Here is a 25899-nt window from a genome sequence, read left to right as displayed (position 1 = left end):
GCCCTTTGTCTGGTGCGTCGCTGATGCGCCTGAAAATTTGGCTGGGTCCGGAGAAATCCGGGTCCAGCCGAACCTGTCTTAGAAAGGGCCTCATGGGTTGGGGCGTTTTCTAAGACACGGTTGTCGGATCGGGAGGCCGCCTTCGGGACGGTGGCCATGAATTGATCCGGACGTGTCGTCTCGAATGTGCAAGATGCCGGGGCCCGACGGTGTCTTTGCCCGCTGAGAACATCGAAAGGTGACATCTGACATGGCTCAAACGTTCCTTGGCCAGAAACGTCTTCGTAAATATTACGGCAAAATCCGCGAAGTGCTGGAGATGCCGAACCTCATTGAGGTCCAGAAATCTTCTTATGATCTTTTCCTGCGCTCCGGCGATGCAGAACAGCCCACAGACGGCGAAGGCATCAAAGGCGTGTTCCAGTCGGTTTTCCCGATCAAGGATTTCAACGAAACCTCCGTTCTGGAGTTCGTGAAATACGATTTGGAAAAACCCAAATACGACGTCGAAGAGTGCATGCAGCGCGACATGACCTACAGCGCTCCGCTGAAGGTAACCCTGCGCCTGATCGTGTTTGATGTCGACGAGGACACTGGCGCCAAGTCGGTCAAGGACATCAAGGAACAGGACGTGTTCATGGGCGACATGCCCCTGATGACGCCGAACGGAACGTTCATCGTGAACGGTACCGAGCGTGTGATCGTGTCCCAGATGCACCGTTCGCCCGGGGTTTTCTTTGACCACGACAAGGGCAAGACCCACTCCTCGGGCAAGCTGCTGTTTGCCTGCCGCATCATCCCGTATCGCGGCAGCTGGCTGGACTTCGAGTTCGACGCCAAGGACATCGTGTTCGCCCGTATCGACCGCCGCCGCAAACTGCCTGTGACAACCCTGCTGTATGCGCTGGGTCTGGATCAGGAAGCGATCATGGACGCGTATTACAACACCGTGTCCTATAAGCTGGACAAGAAAAAGGGCTGGATCGCGCCGTTCTTTCCCGAGCGTGTACGCGGTACCCGTCCGACCTATGACCTGATCGACGCGAAATCCGGTGAAGTGATTGCCGAAGCGGGCAAGAAAGTCACGCCGCGCGCGGTCAAGAAACTGATTGACGAGGGCGCCGTCACCGACCTGCTCGTTCCGTTCGATCATATCGTTGGCAAGTTCGTCGCCAAGGACATCATCAACGAAGAAACCGGTGCGATCTATGTCGAAGCCGGTGATGAACTGACCCTGGAATATGACAAGGACGGCGACCTGATCGGCGGTACCGTCAAGGAACTGCTGGATGCGGGCTTCAAAGACATCCCGGTTCTGGACATCGACAACGTCAACGTCGGCCCCTACATGCGCAACACCATGGCGCAGGACAAGAACATGGGCCGCGAAAGCGCGCTGATGGACATCTACCGCGTCATGCGTCCGGGCGAGCCGCCCACCGTCGAGGCTGCGTCGGCCCTGTTCGACACCCTTTTCTTCGACAGCGAGCGTTATGACCTGTCCGCCGTCGGCCGTGTGAAGATGAACATGCGTCTGGCACTGGACGCGCCGGACACCCTGCGCACCCTGCGCCGCGAAGACATCGTGGCCTGCATCAAGGCGCTGGTTGAACTGCGTGACGGCAAGGGCGACGTGGACGATATCGACCACCTCGGCAACCGTCGTGTGCGTTCGGTCGGCGAACTGATGGAAAACCAGTACCGCGTCGGTCTGCTGCGTATGGAGCGCGCGATCAAAGAGCGTATGTCGTCGGTCGAGATTGACACCGTCATGCCGCAAGACCTGATCAACGCGAAACCGGCTGCGGCTGCTGTTCGTGAATTCTTCGGCTCGTCGCAGCTGTCGCAGTTCATGGACCAGACCAACCCGCTGTCGGAAGTCACCCACAAACGCCGTCTCTCGGCGCTTGGCCCCGGTGGTCTGACGCGTGAGCGTGCAGGCTTTGAGGTTCGTGACGTACACCCGACCCACTATGGCCGGATGTGCCCGATTGAAACGCCGGAAGGTCCGAACATCGGTCTGATCAACTCGTTGGCTACCTTTGCCCGCGTGAACAAGTATGGCTTCATCGAAACACCGTACCGCGTCGTCAAAGACGCCGAAGTGACCGATGAGGTTCACTACATGTCCGCGACCGAGGAAATGCGCCACACCGTGGCGCAGGCGAACGCGACGCTGGATGAGAACGGCAAGTTCATCAACGATCTGGTTTCGACCCGTCAGGCCGGTGACTACACCCTCGCCCCGCGCGAGAATGTGGACCTGATCGACGTGTCGCCGAAGCAGCTGGTCTCGGTCGCTGCATCGCTGATCCCGTTCCTTGAAAATGACGACGCCAACCGCGCTCTGATGGGCTCGAACATGCAACGTCAGGCGGTTCCGCTGCTGCGCGCTGAGGCGCCGCTGGTCGGTACCGGTATCGAGGAAAAGGTTGCGATTGACTCGGGTGCTGCGATCCAGGCGAAGCGCGCCGGTATCATCGATCAGGTCGATGCCCAGCGTATCGTTATCCGTGCCACCGAGGATCTGGAACTGGGCGACGCTGGCGTTGACATCTATCGTCTGCGCAAATTCCAGCGTTCGAACCAGAACACCTGCATCAACCAGCGTCCGCTGATCAAGGTGGGTGACACCGTCCAGAAGGGCGAGGTCATTGCCGATGGTCCGTCGACCGATATGGGTGAACTGGCCCTTGGTAAAAACGTGGTCGTCGCGTTCATGCCGTGGAACGGTTACAACTACGAAGACTCGATCCTGATCTCGGAACGTATCGCGCGTGATGACGTCTTTACCTCGGTCCATATCGAGGAGTTTGAAGTCGCTGCCCGTGACACGAAGCTGGGCCCGGAAGAGATCACCCGCGACATCCCGAACGTCGGTGAAGAAGCGCTGCGCAACCTCGACGAGGCGGGCATCGTTTACATCGGTGCGGATGTTGAGCCGGGCGATATTCTGGTCGGCAAGATCACTCCGAAGGGCGAAAGCCCGATGACCCCGGAAGAAAAGCTGCTGCGCGCCATCTTTGGTGAAAAAGCATCTGACGTGCGCGACACCTCGCTGCGCGTGAAGCCGGGCGATTACGGTACGGTCGTTGAGGTTCGCGTCTTCAACCGTCACGGCGTCGAGAAAGACGAGCGTGCGCTGCAGATCGAGCGTGAGGAAGTCGAACGTCTGGCCCGCGACCGGGACGACGAGCTGGCGATCCTTGACCGCAACATCTATGCGCGTCTGCAGGGTCTGATCCTGGGTAAAACCGCTGTCAAAGGCCCGAAAGGCGTCAAGGCAGGGTCGGTGATCACCGAGGACCTGCTGGAAACCCTGACCCGTGGTCAGTGGTGGCAGCTGGCACTGGAAGGTGAGCAGGACGCACAGATCGTTGAAGCTCTGAACGAGCAGTACGAAGTGCAAAAGCGTGCTCTGGACGCCCGTTTCGAGGACAAGGTCGAGAAAGTCCGTCGTGGCGACGACCTGCCGCCGGGTGTGATGAAGATGGTCAAGGTCTTCATCGCCGTGAAGCGTAAGCTGCAGCCGGGCGACAAGATGGCCGGTCGTCACGGGAACAAAGGTGTGATTTCCAAGGTTGTACCGATGGAAGACATGCCGTTCCTGGCCGATGGTACGCCGGTTGACTTCTGTCTGAACCCGCTGGGCGTGCCTTCGCGTATGAACGTTGGTCAGATCCTTGAAACCCACATGGGTTGGGCCGCGCGCGGTCTGGGTCTGAACATCGATGATGCTCTGGGTGAATACCGTCGGTCCGGCGATCTGACCCCGGTTCGCGAAGCGATGAAGCTGGCCTATGGCGAAGATGTCTACGAAGAAGGCATCACCGGTCTGGACGAGGATGACCTGATTGAGGCTGCGGGCAACGTGACCCGCGGTGTTCCGATCGCAACCCCGGTCTTCGACGGTGCCAAAGAGGCTGACGTCAACGACGCGCTGGTGCGTGCGGGCTTCTCGGAAAGCGGGCAGTCGGTTCTGTTCGACGGTCGCACCGGTGAGCAATTTGCACGTCCGGTGACCGTGGGCATCAAGTACCTGCTGAAACTGCACCACCTGGTGGATGACAAGATCCACGCGCGTTCAACCGGGCCGTACAGCCTGGTTACCCAGCAGCCGCTGGGTGGTAAGGCGCAGTTCGGTGGTCAGCGCTTTGGTGAGATGGAGGTTTGGGCTCTGGAAGCTTACGGCGCCGCCTACACCCTGCAGGAGATGCTCACCGTGAAATCGGATGACGTCGCCGGCCGGACCAAGGTCTATGAGTCGATCGTCAAGGGCGAGGATAACTTTGAAGCGGGCGTACCGGAATCGTTCAACGTTCTGGTTAAAGAAGTCCGTGGCCTCGGCCTGAATATGGAACTCCTGGATGCGGAGGTTGAGGAGTAAGGGCGCTGCCCTTTCTCCCGTCCCCCCTTCCGCAAGATTTGAGGTAACAAATGAACCAGGAAATCACCAACAACCCGTTCAACCCGCTGACGCCCCCGAAAGTCTTCGACGAGATCAAGGTCTCGTTGGCGTCGCCCGAGCGGATCCTGTCTTGGTCCTATGGCGAGATCAAGAAACCCGAAACCATCAACTACCGGACGTTCAAGCCCGAGCGTGACGGCCTGTTCTGTGCGCGTATCTTTGGCCCGATCAAAGATTACGAATGTCTTTGCGGCAAATATAAGCGGATGAAGTATCGCGGCGTTGTCTGCGAGAAATGCGGTGTGGAAGTCACCCTGCAGAAAGTCCGCCGTGAGCGTATGGGCCACATCGAACTGGCCGCGCCTGTTGCACACATCTGGTTCCTGAAGTCGCTGCCGTCCCGCATCGGTCTGATGCTGGACATGACTCTGCGCGATCTGGAACGCGTTCTGTACTTTGAAAACTATGTCGTCATCGAGCCCGGTCTAACCGACCTGACCTACGGCCAGATGCTGACCGAAGAAGAGTACATGGATGCGCAGGATGCTTATGGCATGGATGCGTTCACCGCGAATATCGGTGCTGAAGCCATCCGCGAGATGCTGGCCCAGATCGATCTGGAAGCCGAAGCCGAGCAGCTGCGTGCTGATCTGGCCGAAGCAACCGGCGAGCTGAAGCCCAAGAAAATCATCAAGCGTCTGAAGGTTGTTGAATCCTTCCTCGAGTCGGGCAACCGTCCCGAGTGGATGGTGATGACCGTGATCCCGGTTATCCCGCCGGAACTGCGTCCGCTGGTTCCGCTGGATGGTGGCCGTTTCGCGACCTCGGATCTGAACGATCTGTATCGCCGCGTCATCAACCGGAACAACCGTCTGAAGCGTCTGATCGAACTGCGTGCACCTGACATCATCGTCCGCAACGAAAAGCGGATGCTGCAGGAATCCGTGGATGCTCTGTTCGACAACGGCCGTCGTGGCCGCGTGATCACCGGCGCCAACAAGCGCCCGCTGAAATCGCTGTCGGACATGCTGAAAGGGAAACAGGGCCGCTTCCGTCAGAACCTTCTGGGTAAACGCGTCGACTTCTCGGGCCGTTCGGTCATCGTGACCGGTCCGGAACTCAAGCTGCACCAGTGTGGTCTGCCCAAGAAGATGGCGCTGGAACTGTTCAAGCCGTTCATCTACTCGCGCCTTGAAGCCAAGGGTCTGTCTTCGACCGTGAAACAGGCGAAGAAACTGGTCGAGAAAGAGCGTCCCGAAGTGTGGGATATCCTCGACGAGGTGATCCGCGAACACCCTGTCATGCTGAACCGTGCGCCGACGCTGCACCGTCTTGGCATTCAGGCGTTCGAGCCGGTCCTGATCGAAGGTAAAGCCATCCAGCTTCACCCGCTGGTCTGTTCGGCCTTTAACGCCGACTTTGACGGGGACCAGATGGCCGTTCACGTCCCGCTTAGCCTTGAGGCCCAGCTGGAAGCCCGTGTTTTGATGATGTCGACGAACAACGTTCTGTCGCCTGCAAACGGCGCACCGATCATCGTTCCGTCGCAGGACATGATCTTGGGTCTGTACTATGTGACCCTGGAACGCGAAGGCATGCCGGGCGAAGGCAAGGTCTTTGGTTCGATCGACGAGGTTCAGCATGCGCTGGACGCGGGTGAAGTGCACCTGCACTCGAAAATCACCGCGCGGATCACGCAGATCGACGACGAAGGCAACGAAGTTCAGAAGCGCTATGAAACCACTCCGGGCCGTCTGCGTCTGGGTGCGTTGCTGCCGATGAACAACAAGGCGCCGTTCGAGCTGGTCAACCGCCTGCTGCGGAAGAAAGAAGTGCAGCAGGTGATCGACACCGTCTACCGTTACTGCGGTCAGAAAGAGTCGGTCATTTTTTGTGACCAGATCATGTCGATGGGCTTCAAGGAAGCGTTCAAGGCGGGCATCTCGTTCGGTAAGGACGACATGGTCATCCCGAACGACAAGTGGGGCATCGTTGATGACACCCGCAACCAGGTGAAAGACTTTGAACAGCAGTACATGGACGGCCTGATCACTCAGGGCGAAAAGTACAACAAGGTTGTCGATGCCTGGTCGAAGTGTAACGACCGCGTGACTGAGGCAATGATGAGCACCATCTCGGACGTCGCCAAGGCCGAAGACGGGTCGGACATGGAGCCGAACTCGGTCTACATGATGGCCCACTCGGGCGCGCGTGGCTCGGTCACTCAGATGAAACAGCTGGGCGGTATGCGCGGCCTGATGGCCAAGCCGAACGGTGACATCATCGAGACGCCTATCATCTCGAACTTCAAGGAAGGTCTGACCGTTCTTGAATACTTCAACTCGACCCACGGTGCCCGTAAGGGTCTGTCGGATACCGCTCTGAAGACGGCGAACTCGGGTTACCTGACCCGTCGTCTGGTGGACGTGGCGCAGGACTGCATCGTGCGCGAGATCGATTGCGGCACCGACCGCGCGATCACTGCCGAAGCGGCCGTCAACGATGGTGAGGTCGTCGCCTCGCTGGCCGAGCGTATTCTGGGCCGTGTGGCCGCTGACGATATCCTGCGTCCGGGTACGGAAGAGGTGATCGTGGCTGCTGGTCAGCTGATCGACGAGCGTATGGCCGACACCATTGATGAGGCCGGTGTTCAGTCGACCCGCATCCGCTCGCCTCTGACCTGTGAGTCCGAGGAAGGCGTTTGTGCCACCTGCTATGGTCGTGACCTGGCGCGCGGTACGATGGTGAACACTGGCGAAGCTGTCGGCATCATCGCAGCCCAGTCCATCGGTGAACCCGGTACGCAGCTGACGATGCGGACCTTCCACATCGGTGGTGTTGCGCAAGGTGGCCAGCAGTCGTTCCAGGAAGCCAACCAGGAAGGTGTTGTCACATTTGAGAACCCGCAGATTCTGATCAATGCCGCAGGTGAAAGCCTGGTCATGGGCCGGAACATGAAGCTGGTGATCAACGACGAACATGGCGAAGAGCGTGCCAGCTTCAAACTGGGCTACGGCTCGAAGCTGTTCGTCAAGGACGGCACCAAGGTGGCTCGTGGCGACAAGCTGTTCGAGTGGGATCCGTACACCCTGCCGATCATCGCCGAGAAAGCCGGTACTGCAAAATACGTCGATCTGGTTTCGGGCCTTGCCGTCCGCGACGAGACCGACGAAGCAACCGGCATGACCCAGAAGATCGTGATCGACTGGCGCGCGGCCCCCAAAGGCAGCGACCTCAAGCCCGAGATCATTCTGGTCGGTGAAGATGGCGAGCCGGTCCGCAACGATGCGGGCAACCCGGTTCACTATCCGATGTCGGTGGATGCGATCCTGTCGGTCGAAGATGGTCAGAAGATCGAAGCCGGTGACGTCGTTGCGCGTATCCCGCGTGAAGGCGCCAAGACCAAGGACATCACCGGTGGTCTGCCGCGTGTGGCCGAACTGTTCGAAGCCCGTCGTCCGAAAGATCACGCGATCATCGCAGAAGCCGATGGTTACGTGCGCTTTGGACGCGACTACAAGAACAAGCGCCGCATCAGCATCGAACCGGCTGATGAGTCACTGGAGCCGATCGAGTACATGGTGCCCAAGGGCAAGCACATCCCGGTTGTGGAAGGTGACTTCGTCCAGAAGGGTGACTACATCATGGACGGCAACCCGGCACCTCATGACATCCTGTCCATTATGGGTGTCGAGGCTCTGGCGAACTACATGATCGACGAAGTGCAGGACGTTTATCGTCTGCAGGGCGTGAAGATCAACGACAAGCACATCGAGGTTATCGTGCGCCAGATGCTGCAGAAGTGGGAGATCCTGGATTCAGGCGACACCACCCTGCTGAAGGGCGAGCATGTCGACAAGCAGGAGTTCGACGCGGCGAACGAGAAGACCATCGCCCGCGGTGGTCGTCCGGCACAGGGCGAGCCGATCCTCTTGGGGATCACCAAGGCCTCGCTGCAGACGCGTTCGTTCATCTCGGCGGCGTCGTTCCAGGAAACCACCCGCGTGCTGACCGAAGCCTCGGTTCAGGGCAAGAAGGACAAGCTGGTTGGCCTGAAAGAGAACGTCATCGTCGGCCGCCTGATCCCGGCCGGTACCGGTGGTGCCACCCAGGCAGTGCGTCAGGTTGCCCAGTCGCGCGACAATGTCGTGATCGAAGCTCGCCGGGAAGAGGCCGAAGCGGCCGCTGCCCTGGCAGCGCCGATGATCGACGACGACATGGTTGGCGACGAGCTGGACGTGCTGGTGGAAACACCGGAAAGCCGCGAGTGAGCGCCATAAAATGCTGAAGATCAGGCCCTGCGAAATCGCGGGGCCTTTTTCTTTGTGAGGCCACCACCGCCATTTTACTTAAGTCTCAAGAAAGCGTCGGGCTTTGGCGCTGGCAAAATTTTTCTAAATTTTGGGTGGTCTTGCAGATATTCAATAAGGCCGCGCTGCAATGTGGTAAGCTTAAGACTTGATGCTGGGGGCGAAAATGCTCAAGTTTGACCGGGAAACCGCCAAGATACTGGACGTTGCCTATCAGGGTGCCGACATTATTCGAAGAAGACGCGCTTCCTTTGATGCTCTCAATCCAAGTCCGGGCGAGACCATCTTGGATATTGGTTGCGGAAATGGTCTGCTGACCGCAGAGCTCGCGCGCGCAGTTGGCCCGTCGGGTCGGATCGTGGGCGTGGATCCAAGTAAAGATATGCTGGCGGTCGGAAAGAACAGATGCCTGGATTACTCCTGCGTTGAGCTTCTTGAAGGTGTTGCCGGTAATCTGCCACTAGCGGATGAAATCGCTGATAAAGCTGTTTCTGTTCAAGTATTTGAGTATGTTGAAGATATAGGGGCGGCCTTCGGCGAGGCGATGCGTTGCCTCAAACCTGCAGGGCGGTTTGTGATCAGCGATCTTCATTTCGGCAGTCTCATTTGGTTCAGCGATGAACCGGAAAGAATGCAGCTTGTGCTTTCCATCTGGAACGAACACTTCGCCAGTGGAACAGTTCCGGAACGACTGCCAGCCCTAATCAGGGAAAGCGGGCATAGTGTGGAGGATGTCGTATCGATCACGATGACGGATCATCAGTTAAAGCCGGATGGGATTGCTATCATGATGATGCATCTCATGAAACAATTTGTAGTGAACAGTGCAAAAATTGAGTCAGCTGTCGCACAAGCTTGGTTCGACGAACAAGTCAGACTTGCGGAGCAGGGTCGCTTTTTCTTTTCGGTTACGCAGTTTGTTGTCGTGGCGCGGAAATCAAGCTGAACCGTGAAATTGAGTGCGCGCGCGCGCGGTCGTCGCATGAACATGAACTTCGATAAGCGGGTTCCAACTTTGGGCTGTAATCAATTGGTGTGTTTTTCAAGCCTCCTCAGGGGCATGCTGAACACTGGTTGCCAACGCAGCCGGATGACCTTTCGGCGTCACTGGTATGAGTTGACAAAACTGGTCCCAAAAGCGCCAATGCCTCGATTGATTTGAGACCGGGCCTGATTGAAATGACCCCAAACCTAAAAGGCGCCTTGCTGATGATGGGCAGCATGGCTGCGTTTACCGTGAATGACACGCTGGTGAAGGTGGCGCTTGATGATTTGCCGCTGTTTCAACTGGTTGCGTTGCGCGGGTTGCTGGCCTCGTGTCTGGTGTTCATTCTCGCCCGGCATCTTGGGGCGTTGCACCTGAATTTCTCGCACCATGACAAGTGGCTGGTCGCGCTGCGCTGTCTCAGCGAATTGTCGGCAACGTTCTTTTTCCTGACAGCGCTGAAGCATATGCCGCTGGCGAATGTCACTGCCGTGCTGCAGGCGCTTCCGCTGACGGTCACCCTTGGCGCCGCGCTTTTCTTTTCCGAGCATATCGGTTGGCGGCGAATTACCGCGATCGCCATGGGCTTTGCCGGAATGTTGCTGATCGTCCGTCCCGGCCCGGACGGGTTCAGTATCTATGCGCTTTATGCGCTGATCGCTGTTGCTTCGGTCACGGCGCGCGATCTGATCACGCGGCGTATGTCGGCGGATGTGCCATCGATGGTTGTGACATTGGCGACATCGTTTTCGATCACGACCGCGGCCGCGGTTGCTTCGGTCGTTGAAGGATGGGTGCCAGTCACGGCCGGCTCTGGCCTGCTGGTTGCATCGGCCGCGGTATTTGTTCTGATGGGGTACTTGTTGAGCGTCATGGTGATGCGGGTTGGTGAGGTCGGATTTGTCGCGCCCTTCCGGTATTCCAGCCTGATCTGGGCGCTGGGGTTAGGCTGGACCGTTTTCGGCGACTGGCCGGATGCCGTGACAATGCTTGGCGCAGCTCTGGTCGTGGGCGCGGGCCTGTTCACACTGTTCCGCGAGCGGTCGCATCAACCGGCGGAATGAACCCGCCGAACGACGTTTTGATCAATGGCAAAGCGCGCAACGAACTCGCCTTCCTGTTAGGGGCTGAGGTCTGACAGACCGGCCCTGCTTTTGCGGGTCTGGGGCGAGTCGTTGAACTGATTCAGTGAACGCACCCACATAGGCGCGTCCGGATAGCTGACAACGGGCATGCGCCGAGCGATCTTGTTGTGGGCGAAATTCATGATCGTCAGCGAGCAACCGCCCTGAACGTGCATTCCCAAACCGGCGGTGACGAGATCGCTGTATACATTCAACGCCCGAATACCTGTCGCATCCATGCGGGCCAGAAATCCGTTGTTAAAATCAATGCCGACCGCAGGGTTGTTTTCAAAAAGTCCCCGGCAATCCTGCGCTGCAAGACGAAGGCGTTCGACGAAGTCGACGGAAACGGCGTCATCGTCATCGTGGCGAAACTGCAGGCAGGGTTGGTCCGGGTCCTGACGTGCAGCGTTCAGGATATCCTGCATGACCCTGCGATGTCGGGCAGGCTTTCTTTCGATGATCCGGACCTGACGGATGTTGGCCGTCAGGTCTTGCAGCCGGTCACGGGCCTGTGTGGGCAGGCAATCCCCGATTACGATCAGAAGCTGGAAATCTTCATCGGTCTGTTCCCGAAAACAGGGCAGGGTGCTGGACTCGAACAGCCTGAACCTTTCTTCCAGCCGCCTGGGACTGTAAAGATAACGTCGCCTGTCCTCCAGGGTCTCGTGTTCGATCTGAAAGCCGCCGAGGGCTGGATAGGAAAAACGGCACAGGCCGATGACTTGCATTGAATGTCCGGAAGCTAGGGTCTTGCCGGGACTATGCCGCTGCATTAGGTGCATCGCAAGCGGCAGACCGCTCCTTTGTCGCGGCCGCGAAAGCCGGTTGGACAGGGCACTGTTGACACTTGGGCCGACTTCCCCTATTACGCGCGTCATCTCGGTACCGGGGGCCGCCCCATAACCGATTTCAGTAATGAACTGGTCAAGGCCCGGACAATTTTGCAGTTCGCGCCCTCTGATAACAAACCGCGACGTTCACCTCGGAATGGGAACGCTCGCGGGTTTTGCGCTTGTGGACGCATGAGTGCAGCAAGTTTAACCGCACGCAACCGCGTGCATGTCATGTGTGTTGCAAAACGGGGAAGAAACCGGAATGCCAACTATTCAACAGCTGATCCGCAAGCCGCGGCAGCCGAAAGTAAAACGCTCGAAGTCCATGCACCTGGAGCAGTGCCCGCAGAAACGCGGCGTCTGCACACGTGTTTACACCACCACACCGAAGAAGCCGAACTCGGCTATGCGTAAGGTTGCCAAGGTGCGCCTGACCAACGGGTTCGAGGTCATCTCGTACATCCCGGGTGAAAGCCACAACCTGCAGGAACACTCGGTTGTTCTGATCCGTGGCGGCCGTGTGAAAGACCTTCCCGGTGTGCGTTACCACATCCTGCGCGGTGTTCTGGATACTCAGGGCGTCAAAGACCGTAAGCAGCGTCGTTCGAAATACGGCGCGAAGCGTCCCAAGTAAGAAGGAGAGGCTGATATGTCACGTCGTCACGCTGCCGAAAAACGCGAAGTCCTGCCTGACGCCAAATTTGGCGACAAGGTACTGACCAAATTCATGAACAACCTGATGATCGACGGCAAGAAGTCGGTCGCAGAGCGTATCGTTTACAACGCGTTTGACCGCGTTGAGAACAAGATCAAGCGCGCCCCGGTCGAAGTGTTTCACGAAGCGCTCGACAACATCAAACCGTCGGTCGAGGTTCGCTCGCGCCGGGTTGGTGGTGCAACCTATCAGGTTCCGGTCGAAGTGCGCCCCGAGCGCCGCGAAGCTCTGGCCATCCGCTGGCTGATCACCGCCGCCCGTGGCCGCAATGAAAACACCATGGAAGAGCGCCTTGCAGGCGAACTGTTGGACGCCGTTCAGTCCCGCGGTACCGCCGTCAAGAAACGCGAAGACACCCACAAGATGGCCGAGGCGAACAAAGCCTTCAGCCATTACCGTTGGTAATCCCAGAGGCTTATCCAAATGGCACGCGAATATCCGCTCGAACTATACCGCAACTTCGGTATCATGGCGCACATCGACGCAGGTAAGACCACCTGCTCGGAACGTATCCTGTATTACACTGGTAAATCCCACAACATCGGTGAGGTGCACGATGGTGCAGCCACCATGGACTGGATGGAGCAGGAGCAGGAACGCGGCATCACCATCACTTCGGCTGCGACCACCACCTTCTGGGAGCGCACCGAGGACGGTCAGACCGCCGATACCCCAAAGCACCGCCTGAACATCATCGACACCCCCGGCCACGTTGACTTCACCATTGAAGTTGAGCGTTCGCTGGCGGTTCTCGACGGTGCCGTCTGCGTTCTGGACGCAAACGCCGGTGTTGAGCCCCAGACCGAAACCGTGTGGCGTCAGGCTGACCGCTACAAGGTTCCGCGTATGGTTTTCGTCAACAAGATGGACAAGATCGGCGCAGACTTCTTCAACTGCGTTCGCATGATCGAAGACCGCACCGGCGCACGCGCTGTTCCGGTTGGTATTCCGATCGGCGCCGAGTCCGAACTGGAAGGCCTGATCGACCTGGTCACCATGGAAGAGTGGCTGTGGCAGGGTGAAGACCTTGGCGCAAGCTGGGTCAAAGCCCCGATCCGTGACAGCCTGAAAGACATGGCCGATGAATGGCGCGGCAAGATGATCGAAGCGGCCGTCGAAGAAGACGACGACGCGATGATGGCCTACCTGGAAGGCGAAGAGCCCGATGTTCCGACCCTGCGCAAACTGCTGCGCAAGGGCACGCTGGCGCTGCACTTCGTTCCGGTTCTGGGTGGTTCGGCGTTCAAGAACAAAGGTGTTCAGCCGCTGCTCAACGCTGTGATCGATTATTTGCCCAGCCCGCTGGACGTTGTCGATTACATGGGCTTCAAACCCGGTGACGAGGAAGAAGTTCGTAACATCGCACGTCGTGCCGACGACAACATGGCCTTCTCGGGCCTGGCGTTCAAAATCATGAACGACCCCTTCGTCGGTTCGCTGACCTTCACCCGGATTTATTCGGGTGTCATGAACAAGGGCGACTCGATCTTGAACTCGACCAAAGGCAAAAAAGAGCGCATCGGTCGTATGATGATGATGCACTCGAACAACCGGGAAGAGATCGAAGAAGCGTTTGCAGGCGACATCATCGCGCTGGCGGGTCTGAAAGACACCACCACCGGTGACACCCTGTGTGACGCGAAGGATCCGGTGGTTCTGGAAACCATGACCTTCCCCGATCCGGTGATCGAGATCGCGGTCGAGCCCAAAACCAAGGGCGACCAAGAGAAGATGTCCCAGGGTCTGGCCCGTCTGGCCGCCGAAGACCCGTCCTTCCGCGTGGAAACCGACCTGGAATCGGGTCAGACCATCATGAAGGGCATGGGCGAACTTCACCTGGATATCCTGGTCGACCGTCTGAAGCGTGAGTTCAAGGTCGAGGCGAACATCGGTGCACCGCAAGTGGCCTACCGTGAAACCATCTCGATGCCTGTCGAGCACACCTACACCCACAAGAAACAGTCGGGTGGTTCGGGTCAGTTCGCGGAAGTCAAGCTGGAGATCCAGCCCACTGAGGCGGGCGAAGGCTATTCGTTCGAAAGCCGCATCGTTGGTGGTGCCGTTCCGAAGGAATACATCCCCGGCGTTGAAAAAGGCATCAACTCGGTCATGGACAGCGGCCCGCTGGCTGGCTTCCCCGTGATCGACTTCAAGGTTGCCCTGCTGGACGGTAAGTTCCACGACGTTGACTCGAGCGTTCTGGCGTTCGAAATCGCATCGCGGATGTGTATGCGTGAAGGCATGCGCAAAGCCGGCGCGAAACTGCTGGAACCGATCATGAAGGTCGAAGTGATCACCCCGGAAGAATACACCGGCGGTATCATCGGTGACCTGACCTCGCGTCGTGGCCAGGTGTCTGGACAAGAGCCGCGCGGCAACGCAATCGCGATCGACGCGTTTGTTCCGCTGGCGAACATGTTCGGCTACATCAACACCCTGCGTTCGATGTCGTCGGGCCGTGCCCAGTTCACCATGCAGTTCGACCACTACGATCCGGTTCCGCAAAACATCTCGGACGAGATCCAGGCGAAATACGCATAAGCGAAGATTTGAGGGAGCTCGGGTAACGGGCTCCCTTCATTACCGAAAAAGGAGGCCATCATGGCAAAGGAAAAGTTTGAGCGTACAAAACCGCACGTCAACATCGGCACGATTGGGCACGTTGACCACGGCAAGACGACGCTGACGGCGGCAATCACCAAGTATTTCGGTGACTTCAAAGCGTATGACCAGATTGACGGTGCGCCGGAAGAGAAAGCGCGCGGCATCACCATCTCGACCGCCCACGTGGAATACGAGACCGATGCGCGCCACTATGCGCACGTTGACTGCCCCGGCCACGCCGACTACGTCAAGAACATGATCACCGGTGCTGCCCAGATGGACGGCGCGATCCTGGTTGTGAACGCAGCTGACGGCCCGATGCCGCAGACCCGCGAGCACATCCTGCTGGGCCGCCAGGTTGGCATCCCGAAGATGGTCGTGTTCATGAACAAGGTTGACCAGGTCGACGACGAAGAGCTGCTGGAACTGGTTGAGATGGAAGTTCGCGAACTGCTGTCCAGCTACGACTACCCCGGCGACGATATTCCGATCATCGCAGGTTCGGCTCTGGCGGCGATGGAAGGCAACAACCCGGAAATCGGCGAAGCGAAGATCCGCGAGCTGATGGCGGCTGTTGACGACTACATCGACACCCCCGAGCGCGCTGTTGATCAGCCGTTCCTGATGCCGATCGAAGACGTGTTCTCGATCTCGGGCCGTGGTACCGTTGTGACCGGTCGTGTTGAGCGTGGCGTGATCAACGTTGGCGACGAGATCGAAATCGTTGGTATCCGCGACACCGCGAAAACCACCTGCACCGGTGTGGAAATGTTCCGCAAGCTGCTGGACCGTGGTGAAGCCGGCGACAACATCGGCGCCCTGCTGCGCGGTGTTGACCGTGACGGTGTTGAGCGTGGCCAGGTTCTGTGTAAGCCGGGTTCGGTGACACCGCACACCAAGTTCGAAGCCGAAGCCTACATCCTGACCAAGGAAGAAGGCGGCCGTCACACCCCGTTCTTCGCGAACTACCGTCCGCAGTTCTACTTCCGTACGACGGACGTGACCGGCACCGTGACCCTGGCCGAAGGCACCGAGATGGTCATGCCCGGCGACAACGTGTCGTTCGGCGTTGAGCTGATCGCGCCGATCGCGATGGAGAACGGTCTGCGTTTCGCCATCCGCGAAGGCGGCCGCACCGTCGGCGCCGGCGTTGTGTCGAAAATCATCGAGTAATTCGCATCTGCGAAAAGCTACGGAAAGGGCGTCCCGCAGGACGCCCTTTTTTGTTTTTGCTAAGCCTTCTGTAATGCTAACTTCTTTCGTATTGAGACATTGCAATTAGAAAGAGTCATAAGATGCATTTTTCGGCGCGTTCATTTTGTCTTGTCGTAGCAGTTGTTTTCTCATCTACCTCAGCGTCTTCACAACAGATTGCGGATAAGATCTATCTCGGAGGAACCATCGTAACGATGAACGATACGGCTCCGTCCGCCGAAGCTGTCGCAGTTAAAGATGGGCGCATTCTTGCCGTTGGGTCGCTGTCTGACTTGTCGGCGCATCAGGGTGAAGAAACCGAAACCTATGATCTGGAAGGGCGCGCGATGCTTCCAGGTTTCGTAGACAGCCATGGGCATGTCGTTTTGGGGGGGGTGCAGGCTTTGTCCGCCAACCTTCTTGCGCCACCGGATGGAGAGGTCACTGATATCGCCAGTCTGCAATCCACACTGACAGACTGGGCCGAGGAGAATGCGCAGGCTGTTGAAAAGGTCAAAATGATCATCGGCTTTGGTTACGACAATGCGCAACTAAAGGAACTGCGCCACCCTACGCGGCAGGAGTTGGACATGGTGTCCGAGGACCTGCCCGTTGTCATTATTCATCAGTCTGGGCACCTGGGTGTGGCAAACTCGAAAGCCCTGGAGTTGGCAGGCATCACAGCGGCCTCAGAGGCTCCTCCGGGCGGTGTCATTCAACGCGATGAGGCCGGGGAACCAAATGGTGTTCTGGAAGAATACGCGTTCTTTTCGGTTCTGGTGCCGATATTGGGGAGTCTGGGCGAGGAAGGTCTGGCAGCATTTGCCCGAGCCGGAACCAAACTTTGGGCAAAGTTTGGGTATACGACCGGGCAAGAAGGCCGGTCATCGGGTGAAATCGTCGAAGCTCTCAAGAAAGTTGCCGCCGAAGAAGGACTTCCTATCGACGTTGTCGCGTTTCCAGATGTTCTTGAGTCGAGGGAGTATATTGGCGCAAACACCTCGGCGGATTATGACAACAGGGTTCGGGTAGGTGGCTGCAAGCTGACAATTGACGGATCGCCGCAGGGCTTCACGGCTTTGCGGGATCGACCCTATTACGATCCGGTTGGCAACTATGCAGCTGGGTATGCAGGATACTCCGCCATCACGATGGAGCAACTCCAGGATGCCGTGAACTGGTGTTTCGAGAACGGTTTCCAGATCCTCGTGCATTCCAACGGTGAAGGGGCATCTGACATGCTGATTGCGGCCCTCGAAGAGGCGCAGATAAAGTATGGGGATCCGGGCAACCGCCCTGTTCTGGTTCACGGTCAGTTTCTGCGAGAGGACCAGGTTGCCAGCATAAAACGGTTGGGAGTGTTCCCGACGCTTTTCCCTATGCACACATTTTACTGGGGTGATTGGCACCGGGAACACACAGTCGGTCCAGTGAATGCCGACAATATCTCTCCAACAGGGTGGCTGCGTGAGCGGGACATGATGTTCGGCACGCATCACGATGCCCCGGTCGCCTTTCCGGACAGTATGCGTGTCCTTGCGGCGACGGTTACACGTCGAACACGGTCTGGTGACATTCTTGGGCCGCACCAGAGGGTTGATGTGATGACTGCGTTGAAAGCCATGACAATTTGGCCCGCCTGGCAACATTTCGAAGAAGATCAGAAGGGCTCAATCGAAGTTGGAAAAGTCGCCGATTTCGTCATTTTGTCCGACGATCCAACTGCTGTTTATCCCGAGAAGCTGGCCGAACTTGAAGTACTTGTGACCATAAAGGGGGACGAAGTTGTCTATGAGGCCGAAGACGGTATCAGGGAAGGCAATCTGCAATTCTCGCCGTTTTCGAATGATCCAGTAATCGCGCACCTTTTTCTGCATGCGGTTTATCAAGGGATGAAGGTCGAAACCCCATGGCTCGTGCGGAATTAACATGAGTTTTTTCGCGGAAAGCTGAGGCTTTTTGTCGAAGATCATTGAGTAAATCGCATCTGCGAAATGCTACGGAAAGGGCGCCCTGCGGGACGCCCTTTTTTGCTTCGTACACGGCCGAGACTTCTTCGCGAATGATCTCGGGGTGCGGACTCTGCTGAACATAAGGCCGTTCCACTCCTGCAAGCGGTTTGCCCTGCGGACCGGACCGCCCGTTTTCAGAAACGCCGCTCGAAGCCCAGCTCAAACTCGGTTTCCATATAGCTGTAGGCCCTGATATCAGACTGAGTTCGGTTGTATTCCAGTTGCATGAACGGCGAGAAGCCGTTGCCAAAAAACAGATCGTTTTTTTCGACCCTGACTGCCGTACCCCACGACGTCTCGTCCGGCGAGGCGGTGAGGATCGGGCTGGGTGATTGGAATATCCTGTTTTCAAGATAGACGGACGGACGAAACGTGAAGCCGCCGCGTGTGTCGACCTGACCAAACAGGGTCAATCGCTTGCGCAAGTAATTGTCCAGATCGCCTTCGACTGACTTGTCCTGGATCAGCGCGCTCAACCCGATGGATCCCCGCCCGCCGATGGACCGGCGGACACCAAGTTCGGCCTGAAACTCATGACCGTCCAGCGCGCTGTTTGTCGGGTTGTGCAGGCGCGACGCGGATACAAGGCCAAAGACAGATCCCCCGAGCAGGTTTCTGCGTTCGAACGCAGTTTCCAGAGCGATGCGGTTTTCGAACACATTGCCGCCGACAAGTCGGGTCGAGAGGGCCGGCCCGAAAGACACGGTGGTCAACGAGGCGAGGGTGCGCAGACCGAACCTTCCGACAAAAATGTAGTCATCGTAGTTCGAGGTTCGCGCCTCGGTCACGTCAAACGCCAATGATGCAAATGCAACGGTATCGAGGGTGGAAAAGGACAGGTCGACCGGTTTGCGGAAATTCGCAGCTCCGGTGACGCGCAGGCCGAGCTCGGTCGAGGTGTCGCGGTCCAACGTGAACGGCAGCTTCAGCCCGAACAGGTTCAGTGTGATCTGGTCCGTGTCGTATTTGCGCGGATTGCCGACGGTGGTCAGGCCGAGGCTGAGATCCCAGTCGAACCCCCGGCGGGCGTCGATCTGCCGGATGTAGCTGAGAACACGGGCGCGCACAGGGTCCGGCAGATCGCCGGAAAGAACGACAAAGAACTCGTTTCGTGCCCGGTCCCACTGATGGGCCAGAAAGAATGCGCGGGCAAGTTCCAGCCTGACCCGCACGAGATTCGGATTGGCCGCCAGTATCGAGGAGAACTTTTCGATTGCAGCTTGCGGTTGTCCGCGTTGCAGATCCGCAAGGCCACTTAGAAACAAAGCTTCGATTTCCGTTTCGTCGACAAACGCAGCGACTGGAACTTTGTTTTCTGACTGGGCGCGGACCTCGGTATTGGGTAACAGGACAAACAGAAAGCTGAGGGCGGTAAGCAGAATACGGGTCAAGAACAAGCCTTTTTGGACGTCATCCGGCCCCAGAACGAAATTGAGCGGCGCGGTCTATTATTGTTGTTGCGGGAAACCATTTTTGCCGTGAAAACAAACTTTTGCGTCAATTCGGCCCACGGTGCCTGTCGCATTTTCAACAACAAAAACATATCCTATAGATTGCACGGGCGGCATCACTTGCGCCGTATGGGTGAGTAACTAATGTGCCGTTTCAGATTTGACTATGGAGCAGTTATGAATTCCCAAACACGTTGCCTGATTGCAGCATTCATCCCCGTATTATTCCTTGGCGCATGCGGCGGAGCCGCCGGTCTTGATTTTGATGGCGGCGGCGGTGGTGATTCGTCCTCTGGTGGTGGAAATTCTGCCGAAGGGCCGATTTCAACAACGCTGGCGCAGAAAATCAATCTGCCGCAGGATGGCACTGCAACCTTGAATGGCAGGGCAGTCGTGCAGGCGTATTCGTCAAATCAGGTGAATGGTCAAGTCATCGTTCAAAACCAGACTGGCCCGATTCCATCGGATCTGACGCTGATTACAAGCGGCGGAAACATCGTTGCGGCGACGGCTGTTTCGGGGGGATCCAGTTTCAATCTGGACAGCCGCAATGGTGACAGGATTGATCAGGGTACGGCAGCGGTCACCTTCAACTCTCCGGATTTGAATTCCGGTGCAACCATTCTGGACCCAACCCGGACACGGTTCGAGTATCAGACCTTTGGCGCGTGGTTGCATGACCGGAACCAGCCGTCCGGTACTGCGGGCGCCGGGTCCTATGGCTCGGTTACGCCGACCGCCGACATGCCGCGCGGGCAGACCGCCAGCTATCAGGGTGCCAGCACCGGGATTGCACGGCGCGCCGATGGAACCCACTATCGGACGGTTTTCGAAGTCAATGTGTCGACAGATTTCTCCACCGTTTCGATGAGCAGCACCAATACCGTGGCAGACAGCCTGCTGGTCGGAGGGGGCACCGGTCTCGCCCCAGAGCTGGATTTCGCAGGTACCGGCAGCGTTTCGAACTCGGTGTTCGTGGCGAATGTCGCCGGTTCGGGAACCAGCGGTCAGGCCCATGGTGTTTTCTACGGCCCCAATGCGGAAGAAGTTGGCGGAACATTCCAGACCACTGGCGCGAACGGTGTGTCTTATATCGGAGCGTTCGGCGCAGATTGATCACCCTGCAAGAGCCTTCCTGTGTAAAGGCTCTTGCTATCAGGGCTGAATGCCGGTGTCCCAAGCCTGTTACATGCGGGCTTGGGTTTCGTTGCCAAGAGTTCCCCAGGGTTCTCTGGCCGCGATGACGCCTAGAGTGCGGAGTTTGCGGCCGCCCGGACTGCCTGAATGTTTGCACCGTATACTTCGGGTCGGGAGACCGAGCCGCCCTTGAATACGGCGGAACCGGCGACCAGTACGTCCGCCCCGGCGGCTGCGACCAACGGTGCCGTCTGGGGATCAACGCCGCCATCAATCTCGATGTGAACCGGGCGATCACCGATCATCTGCCGCAGGCGGCGGATCTTTGCGGTCATATCGATGAATTTCTGGCCACCAAATCCAGGGTTCACCGTCATGACGCAAACGAGGTCCGTCAGGTCCAGCAGATGCTCGACCGCCTCGGCAGGAGTTCCCGGGTTCAGCGCAACGCCCGCTTTCATCCCGGCGGCTCGGATCGCCTGTAAGGTGCGGTGCGTATGTGGGCCTGCCTCGACATGGGCGGTCAGGATGTCGGCACCCGCATCGGCATAAGCCTGAATGTAGGGGTCGACCGGCGTGATCATCAGATGCACGTCCATCACTGTCTTCACATGCGGGCGGAATGCCTTTACCGCAGGCGGACCAAAGGTCAGGTTCGGCACAAAATGACCGTCCATCACATCGACATGCACCCAGTCGGCGCTCTGGGCCTCGATCGCCTGAATTTCTTGTCCGAAATTGGCGAAATCGGCGGACAGGATGGATGGGGCAATCTTGATGGAACGGTCAAAGCTCATGGCTGGCCTCGTGCGCAGGTAACTTGTTGCCCGCGCATATAGCCGCGATTGATGCCAAAGGGTAGGCCCAATCCCGCGTTTGCGGGGCTTGGAGCCGGGTGGCCGATACTTGCAGCACGGATCGCAGTTACAAAACTTTCATCGAACCGACACATCCCCGTTGAGTGCCGTCTGTAGCTGGCCACCAACACGATTTGGGGGTGGCACGTGCTGCGTATCGAAAAACTGACCAAACGATTTGGTGACAACGTTGCTGTCGATGCGGCAACGCTGGATGTGGACAAACCTTGCATGATCGGGATCATCGGCCGGTCCGGGGCGGGTAAATCGACGCTGTTGCGAATGCTCAACCGGTTAACCGATTCCAGCAATGGCCGCATTCTGTACGAAGGCCACGATGTTACCCGACTGAAAGGCCGGGAAAAACGGTCCTGGCAGGCCGAGTGCGCGATGATTTTCCAGCAGTTCAATCTGGTGCCGCGCATGGATGTCGTGTCGAACGTGCTGCACGGGACGCTGAACCGACACTCGACACTGGCGACGATATTCAACCTGTTCCCGATGGAGGATATCCATCGCGCCATCGACATAATGGATCGTCTTGGCATTGCCGAACATGCGCCAAAGCGGGCTGAGGCCCTGTCGGGGGGGCAGCAGCAACGCGTCGCCATCGCACGTGCCCTGATGCAGGATCCCAGGATTATTCTGGCCGACGAACCTATCGCCTCGCTGGACCCGATGAATGCGCAGGTCGTGATGCAGGCCCTGCGCCGTATCCACGAAGAGGACGGCCGCACCGTCATCGCAAACCTTCACACGCTGGACACCGCGCGCCGCTATTGCGACCGCGTGGTTGGCATGCGTGACGGGCGCATCGTGTTTGACGGGTTGCCCGAGCAGCTGACCACCGGGGTTGCCCGCGAAATCTATGGCGCCGACGCCAGCTTCTCGGAAGAGGCGACATCGACCGAGATCGAAACGCTCGGCGCCACCCAGAAGGCCCTGATGGAAGCCGAGGCCACCATCTGAGCCACCCCCACGACCTTTCATCGCCCGGCCCGATGAGAGGTCGGGGCAATCAAACTGGAGAGAGACAGATGAAAAAACTAATGGCTGCCCTTGTTGCGACCACTGCCATGGCCGCACCTGTAATGGCTCAGGACATCAGCGAATTCCGCATCGGTATTCTGGGCGGCGAAAACGCTCAGGACCGTCTGAACAACAACGAGTGCTTGAGGGAATACACCGAAGAGGCGCTGGGCGTTGAGACCAAACTGTTTGCCCCTGCCGACTATAACGGCGTTATTCAGGGTTTGCTGGGCGGCACCATCGACATGGCGTGGCTGGGCGCGTCGGGCTACGCCAAAACCTATCTGAGCGATCCTGAGGCGGTTGAGCCGGTTCTGGTCAAAGTGAATGTCGACGGCGGCTACGGCTACTACTCGATCGGGTTTGCCCACAAAGATAGCGGCATCACCTCGCTGGATGACATGAAAGGCAAGACCTTTGGTTTCGGCGATCCAAACTCGACCTCGGGCTATCTGATCCCGTCGATCGAAATCCCGCAGGCCACGGGTGCGACCATGGATTCGGGCGACTATTTTGGTGAAGTGAAGTTCACCGGCGGTCACGAGCAGACCATCGTTGCGGTCAACAATGGCGACGTTGACGGGGGCGTTACCTGGGCTGACGGTCTGGGCAACTGGGAAGACGGCTACAACTCGGGCGCCCTGCGCCGTGCTGTTGATGCCGGTCTGGTCGACATGAACGACATGGTCGAAATCTGGAAATCCAAGCCGATCCCGGAAGGTCCGGTTGTTCTGCGCACCGCGCTGCCTGCGGGTGTCAAAGAAAAGATGACTGCCCTGATGGCTGGCCTGCACGAGAAAGACCGCGACTGCTTCTACGGTGTTGCAGCGGGTGAGGCAAAAGCGTTCGAGCCGATCACGCATGACGCCTACGAAATCATCATCGAAGCACGCAAGCTGAAGTCCAACTAAGCCTGCCTATCCAATGATCGGGGTCTGGTACTGAACCGGACCCCGTTTTCCCCTCAGGAGCATTCCATGACAGACCTGACTGCAGGGTCCCAAAGCGTCGATCAGATCCGCGACGAATATACAGCGATGACACTACGCAAGAGGGTCTATGGTGGTATCCTTCTGATCTTGTTCGTGGCTTTGATGGCGGCGGGATTCCGCACCGCTGACAGCCGCAATGCAGGAAGCTTCACCGACGGCTGGCATCGCATTCTGGACTATCCGGCCGAGGTGTTGTCGGAAGCCTGGGAAAAGATCGGCGCGATGCCTGCGAATCTTGTCGAGTTTTTCCCCGCATTGATCGAGACATTGAACATTGCGGCGGCGGCAACTTTGGTCGGGACGATCGGTGGAACGTTTCTGGCACTGATGTCGACGCGGGGCATGGCGCTTTGGCCATCCCTGATCCCGGTCTTCCGCCGGATCTCGGACATCTTCCGCGCCATACCAGAGATCGTGATTGCGCTGGTTCTGATTTTCATTCTGGGTGGTGGCCCGATCCCGGCGATGATCGCCATTGCCATTCACACGGCGGGCGCGCTGGGCAAGCTGTTCTCGGAGGTCAATGAAAACGCCTCGCTCAAACCGGTGGAAGGGTTGCAGTCGGTCGGGGCCAACTGGTCGCAGCGCATGTATCTGGGCGTGATCCCGCAGGTCGGGCCGAACTATGTTAGCTATGCGCTATTGCGGTTCGAGATCAACATCCGCGCCTCGGCCATTCTGGGCTTCGTCGGTGCGGGTGGTCTGGGCTATGAGCTGCGTAATGCCATGTCCTGGGGGCAGGGGCGTTACGATGAGGCTGCGGCCATCTTCATCCTGCTTTTTGTCACCATCGTTATCGTGGATCAGCTGTCCGGGCTGCTGCGCGACCGCCTGACCCACGGGTCGGAAAAAGGAGCCACGGCATGAGTACCTTTGCCACCGACCTGTCGATAGATGACCTCAAGGCCGAGGCTGACCGCCTGTTTAGCCGCAAGCGTATCTTGAACTTTGGATTGCCGGGTCTGGTTGTTCTGTACCTGATCTATGTTTTCTTTGCCTTTGACGTGCCCGGTCTGGCCGAACGCGCCAATTGGGAAAATGGCAAGACGCTGGTTTCGGACAGCTACAGCTACAAAACCCATGTCGAGCGCGACAACCGCAATGGTGAAATTTCGGTTGCCATCGAGGGTGAGCGGAAGGGGGCCTATCCCGAGGGGACCGCGCCGGATTGGGTCGCGTTGGGTGAGACGACCGTAATAGATCTGGAAGACGGACACGTTGTGCGCTTTGGTCCTGAGACGGTCGAGTACGACATCCCGGGTTATGGAAGGGTACGCGCGACACCCAGCCGATCCGCTGGCGTGCAGGCGGAATTGCCGTCAGGGGATGTGCCTGAATGGATCAATGTCTCCAAGAACCGTTTGGCAATCACGACGGATGCGGGCCGTCTGACGGTCACCCGCAATCGCTCTGAGGTATTCCGCTATTTCACCGGTTGGGAGCTGTTCTGGTTTACGCTGGATAGCCCGTATTACGGAAAATCCTTCTCGGAGTTGATGGGGCGTGCCGCATCAGGCGAAGCCGGTGCGATCTTCAATGACTTCTGGACCAACAAGATGTGGCGGCATCAGGATGTGGCCTGGGCGATCTTTGAGACCATTTTGATGGCCTTTCTGGGAACCCTCGGGGCCGGCCTGATCGCATTGCCGCTGGCCTTCATGGCGACGCGCAATTTCAATCCGTTGCGGTCGGTGCGCTTTATCACGCGCCGGGTGTTCGATTTTGTCCGTGGCGTGGATGCGCTGATCTGGACGGTTGTTCTGGCCCGGGCCTTTGGTCCCGGCCCGTTGACGGGCGCGCTGGCCATTTTGGTGACGGACACCGGCACATTCGGCAAGATTTTCTCGGAGGCGCTGGAAAATGTGGATCAGAAGCAGATCGAAGGTGTGCAATCCACTGGAGCGAACGCGCCACAGCGCTATCGCTTTGGGGTGATCCCGCAGATCACTCCGGTGTTGTTGAGCCAATTGCTTTACTTCCTCGAATCCAACACCCGCAGTGCCACCGTGATCGGTGCGATTACCGGCGGCGGGATCGGTTTGCTGCTGACGCAGGCCATCATCACGCAAAAAGACTGGGAAGAGGTCGCCTATTACATCGTCCTGATCATCCTGATGGTGATGTTGATGGATTGGTTCTCAGGCTGGCTGCGCCGACGTCTGATCCAGGGTGAAACCGGAAAGACGCGCAAACCGCGGGATCGCAAGGGCAAGCCGTTCCTATTGCCGTGACCTAAGAACAAGGA

Annotated in this window: 17 protein-coding genes; 14 read left to right on the top strand and 3 right to left on the bottom strand. The window is 58.0% G+C overall.

Translation table 11 applies throughout. From position 1 onward, the window contains the following. Positions 1-250: 250 nt before the first annotated feature. The 4 genes from rpoB (at position 251) to ACR0FE_RS05815 (ending at position 10767) form a co-directional block, all read left to right on the top strand. Positions 251-4387, top strand: a complete 4137-nt coding sequence (rpoB, locus tag ACR0FE_RS05830; protein WP_480911653.1) for a DNA-directed RNA polymerase subunit beta — start codon at positions 251-253, stop codon at positions 4385-4387. A 50-nt stretch (positions 4388-4437) separates the two neighbouring features. Continuing rightward, positions 4438-8679, top strand: a complete 4242-nt coding sequence (rpoC, locus tag ACR0FE_RS05825; RefSeq protein WP_170613563.1) for a DNA-directed RNA polymerase subunit beta' — start codon at positions 4438-4440, stop codon at positions 8677-8679. Positions 8680-8884: 205 nt separating this feature from the next. After that, positions 8885-9664 carry a methyltransferase domain-containing protein gene (locus ACR0FE_RS05820; protein ID WP_480911652.1) on the top strand — a complete coding sequence of 260 codons (780 nt, stop codon included), beginning with the start codon at positions 8885-8887 and terminating at the stop codon, positions 9662-9664. A 233-nt stretch (positions 9665-9897) separates the two neighbouring features. Next, positions 9898-10767 carry a DMT family transporter gene (locus ACR0FE_RS05815; RefSeq protein WP_170613559.1) on the top strand — a complete coding sequence of 290 codons (870 nt, stop codon included), beginning with the start codon at positions 9898-9900 and terminating at the stop codon, positions 10765-10767. A gap of 56 nt (positions 10768-10823) precedes the next feature. On the opposite strand, the gene ACR0FE_RS05810 is transcribed toward ACR0FE_RS05815, so the two are convergent. After that, positions 10824-11558 carry a putative rhamnosyl transferase gene (locus tag ACR0FE_RS05810; RefSeq protein ID WP_480911650.1) on the bottom strand — a complete coding sequence of 245 codons (735 nt, stop codon included), beginning with the start codon at positions 11556-11558 and terminating at the stop codon, positions 10824-10826. A 367-nt stretch (positions 11559-11925) separates the two neighbouring features. Between ACR0FE_RS05810 and rpsL the strand changes: the two genes are divergently transcribed. The 5 genes from rpsL (at position 11926) to ACR0FE_RS05785 (ending at position 18104) form a co-directional block, all read left to right on the top strand. Further along, entirely contained in the window at positions 11926-12297 is a 372-nt protein-coding gene (rpsL, locus tag ACR0FE_RS05805; RefSeq protein WP_005621086.1) for a 30S ribosomal protein S12, read from the top strand. A 15-nt stretch (positions 12298-12312) separates the two neighbouring features. Then, positions 12313-12783 (top strand): 30S ribosomal protein S7, encoded by a 471-nt coding sequence (gene rpsG / locus ACR0FE_RS05800; RefSeq protein WP_039529242.1) that lies wholly within the window; start codon positions 12313-12315, stop codon positions 12781-12783. An 18-nt stretch (positions 12784-12801) separates the two neighbouring features. Beyond that, positions 12802-14919: an elongation factor G gene (gene fusA, locus ACR0FE_RS05795; protein WP_480526885.1), complete on the top strand. Its 2118-nt coding sequence runs from the start codon at positions 12802-12804 to the stop codon at positions 14917-14919. Positions 14920-14979: 60 nt separating this feature from the next. Further along, positions 14980-16155 (top strand): elongation factor Tu, encoded by a 1176-nt coding sequence (tuf, locus tag ACR0FE_RS05790; protein WP_170805981.1) that lies wholly within the window; start codon positions 14980-14982, stop codon positions 16153-16155. Between the two features lie 236 nt (positions 16156-16391). Continuing rightward, positions 16392-18104 (top strand): amidohydrolase, encoded by a 1713-nt coding sequence (locus tag ACR0FE_RS05785; protein ID WP_480911647.1) that lies wholly within the window; start codon positions 16392-16394, stop codon positions 18102-18104. Between the two features lie 218 nt (positions 18105-18322). Here ACR0FE_RS05785 and ACR0FE_RS05780 read toward each other — a convergent pair whose 3' ends face one another. Next, positions 18323-19579, bottom strand: coding sequence for a tetratricopeptide repeat protein (locus ACR0FE_RS05780; protein ID WP_170613549.1), 1257 nt, complete (start codon positions 19577-19579; stop codon positions 18323-18325). 237 nt (positions 19580-19816) lie between these two features. Here ACR0FE_RS05780 and ACR0FE_RS05775 point away from each other — a divergent pair, with 237 nt between their 5' ends. Beyond that, the gene (locus ACR0FE_RS05775; protein ID WP_480911646.1) at positions 19817-20755 is read left to right on the top strand and encodes a transferrin-binding protein-like solute binding protein; all 939 of its coding nucleotides are present in this window, start codon (positions 19817-19819) and stop codon (positions 20753-20755) included. Positions 20756-20886: 131 nt separating this feature from the next. Here the strand turns inward: ACR0FE_RS05775 and rpe are convergent, their stop codons facing one another. Then, positions 20887-21573, bottom strand: a complete 687-nt coding sequence (gene rpe, locus ACR0FE_RS05770; RefSeq protein WP_480911644.1) for a ribulose-phosphate 3-epimerase — start codon at positions 21571-21573, stop codon at positions 20887-20889. A 207-nt stretch (positions 21574-21780) separates the two neighbouring features. On the opposite strand from rpe, the gene phnC reads away from it, so the two are divergent. The 4 genes from phnC to phnE (ACR0FE_RS05750) all read left to right on the top strand — a co-directional run bounded on the left by phnC (position 21781) and on the right by phnE (ACR0FE_RS05750) (position 25885). Then, positions 21781-22602, top strand: a complete 822-nt coding sequence (gene phnC, locus ACR0FE_RS05765; protein ID WP_480911642.1) for a phosphonate ABC transporter ATP-binding protein — start codon at positions 21781-21783, stop codon at positions 22600-22602. A gap of 68 nt (positions 22603-22670) precedes the next feature. After that, positions 22671-23573 carry a phosphonate ABC transporter substrate-binding protein gene (phnD, locus tag ACR0FE_RS05760; protein WP_480911640.1) on the top strand — a complete coding sequence of 301 codons (903 nt, stop codon included), beginning with the start codon at positions 22671-22673 and terminating at the stop codon, positions 23571-23573. A gap of 66 nt (positions 23574-23639) precedes the next feature. Next, the gene (gene phnE / locus ACR0FE_RS05755) at positions 23640-24521 is read left to right on the top strand and encodes a phosphonate ABC transporter, permease protein PhnE (RefSeq protein WP_480911638.1); all 882 of its coding nucleotides are present in this window, start codon (positions 23640-23642) and stop codon (positions 24519-24521) included. Then, positions 24518-25885, top strand: a complete 1368-nt coding sequence (phnE, locus tag ACR0FE_RS05750) for a phosphonate ABC transporter, permease protein PhnE (RefSeq protein WP_480911636.1) — start codon at positions 24518-24520, stop codon at positions 25883-25885. Before phnE (ACR0FE_RS05755) ends, phnE (ACR0FE_RS05750) begins: the two co-directional genes overlap by 4 nt. Positions 25886-25899 lie beyond the last annotated feature (14 nt).

It is taken from the genome of Ruegeria sp. K7 (assembly GCF_056531785.1).
Note: the sequence above shows the minus strand (reverse complement) of the source record. Positions and strands in the feature narration are given on the sequence as shown.